The sequence below is a fragment of the Nocardia sp. 852002-20019_SCH5090214 genome, from assembly GCF_001665865.1.
Lineage (GTDB): Bacteria > Actinomycetota > Actinomycetes > Mycobacteriales > Mycobacteriaceae > Nocardia > Nocardia nova.
The window spans coordinates 1-2,420 of record NZ_LZMK01000440.1; the positions used below are offsets into that span (position 1 = coordinate 1).

Genomic DNA, 2,420 nt, shown 5'->3' on the forward strand with positions numbered 1-2,420 from the left:
GTGGCAATCGGATTCGCGGTCGCCGGCCGCGACGACCCCGCCCTCGACGAATTGGTCGGCTTCTTCGTCAACACCCTGATACTGCGAGTCGACCTGACCGGGGATCCCACCCTCACCGAGCTACTCACCCAAGTCCGCACCCGCAGCCTCGGAGCCTTCGAACACCAACACGTGCCCTTCGAAGTCCTGGTCGAACGACTCAACCCAGCCAGATCACTGAGGCATCACCCCCTCATCCAAGTGCTGCTGGCCTGGCAGAACTTCACCGGAAACAACGACCCCGCAGCCGGCTTGATATTGGACGACCTCCAGATCAGCTCGCTCCCGGTGGATACCCACACCGCCCGCATGGACCTAGCGTTTTCCCTCGGCGAACGCTTCACCGACAACGGCGATCCGGCCGGACTCACCGGCGCAGCGGAATTCCGCACCGACATCTTCGACGCCACCACCATCGAAACACTCATCCAACGGCTCGAACGAACACTGACCGAACTGACCCGCGACCCGGGACAACCACTGTCATCAGTGGACCTGCTCGACGAATCCGAACACACCCGGCTGGACGAAATCGGCAACCGCGCCGTACTGCACACGCACACACACTCGGCGACGTCGGTTCCCGAGTTGTTCGCCGCGCAAGTGGCCCGCACGCCCAACGCAACAGCACTGAGCTGCGGCGAAGACTCCTGGACCTACCTGCAGCTCGAGCAAGCCGCGAACCGGCTGGCGCACTTGCTCACCGACCACGGGGTGGGTCCCGGATGCGTGGTCGGACTTCTGATGCAACGCACAGCACAAGCGATCACCGCGATAGCGGCAGTGCTCGAAACCGGGGCCGCCTACCTGCCCATCGATCCCGAACATCCAAGGGCACGAATCGAATTCATGCTCACCGACGCCACGCCCGTGGCCGTGATCACCACCGCCGACCTGGCCGGACGACTCGACGGAATCGACATACCGATCATCGATGTCAACGACCCGACCCTGGAAAGTCAACCCAGCACCGCACTACCGGCGCCACGCCCGGACACGATCGCCTACCTCATCTACACCTCCGGCACCACCGGGATCCCCAAAGGCGTAGCGACTACCCACCACAACGTCACCCAACTACTGACAACTCTGAACACCGGCCCCACATCCGCGCCGGAACAGGTGTGGGCACAGTGTCATTCGCTGGCCTTCGACGTCTCGGTGTGGGAAATCTGGAGCCCGTTACTCCACGGCGGACGATTGGTCGTGATCCCCGACTCGATCACCCTCTCCCCGGGCGACTTCCACGACCTTCTTGCCGCGGAACACGTCACCGTGCTGACCCAAACACCTACCGCCGCAGCAATGCTCACGCCAGAAGGCCTGGAACCGCTGACATTGATACTCGGCGGCGAACACTGCCCGGCCCAAGTGATAGACCGCTGGGCGCCCGCACACACGGTCGTCAACGGCTACGGACCCACCGAAACCACCATGTGCGTGTCCTTGACCGCGCCATTGGCGCCGGGTTCAGGGACACCACCGATCGGTTCACCCGTGCCGGGTGCGGCGTTGTTCGTCCTCGACCGCCGGCTACGGCCGGTGCCGGTTGGTGTGACAGGTGAGTTGTATGTGGCCGGTGAGGGAGTCAGCTGCGGCTATCGGCGTCGCAGCGCGCTGACCGCGACACGGTTCGTGGCTTGCCCATCCGCCGCGCCCGGAGCCCGGATGTATCGCACCGGAGATCTGGTCCGCTGGGGAAGCGACGGCCAACTCCACTACGTGGACCGCGCCGACGAACAAGTCAAAATCCGCGGATACCGCATCGAATGCGGCGAAATCCGCACCGCCCTAACACAACTCGACGGCATCGAACAAGCAGCCGTCATCGCCCGCGAAGACCACCCCGGAGACAAACGCCTCGTCGCCTACATCACCGGCACCGCAAACCCCGCCACGATACGCACCCAACTCGCCGAACACCTTCCCACCTACATGATCCCGGCGGCGGTGATGGCGGTGGCGGCGCTACCGCTGACGGTCAACGGCAAGCTCGACATCCGCGCCCTCCCGGCACCGGAGTACACCGCCGGCGGGTATCGCGCCCCGAGCACCCCCGTCGAGGAAATCCTCACCACCCTCTACGCTCGGATACTCGGACTCGACCACATCGGGGTCGACGACTCGTTCTTCGATCTCGGCGGAGATTCACTGTCGGCCATGCGCTTGATCGCCGCGATCAACACCACGCTCGACACCGACCTCTCGGTGCGCACCGTATTCGACACACCCACCGTTGCCAGGCTGGCCCTCGGTATCGATGGTGCGGGTTCGAGCCGATCCCCACGACTGGTACCTGTCGAACGCCCCGAGCGCGTTCCGTTGTCGTATGCCCAGCAACGATTGTGGTTCATCGACCAACTACAAGGCCCCTCCCCCGT

Annotated in this window: 1 protein-coding gene; it reads left to right on the forward strand. The window is 64.2% G+C overall.

Going from position 1 to position 2,420, the window contains the following annotated elements; genetic code table 11:
* A partial coding sequence (locus tag A5780_RS37420; protein ID WP_156769772.1) for a non-ribosomal peptide synthetase occupies window positions 1–2,420 on the forward strand: 2,420 nt, incomplete at both ends.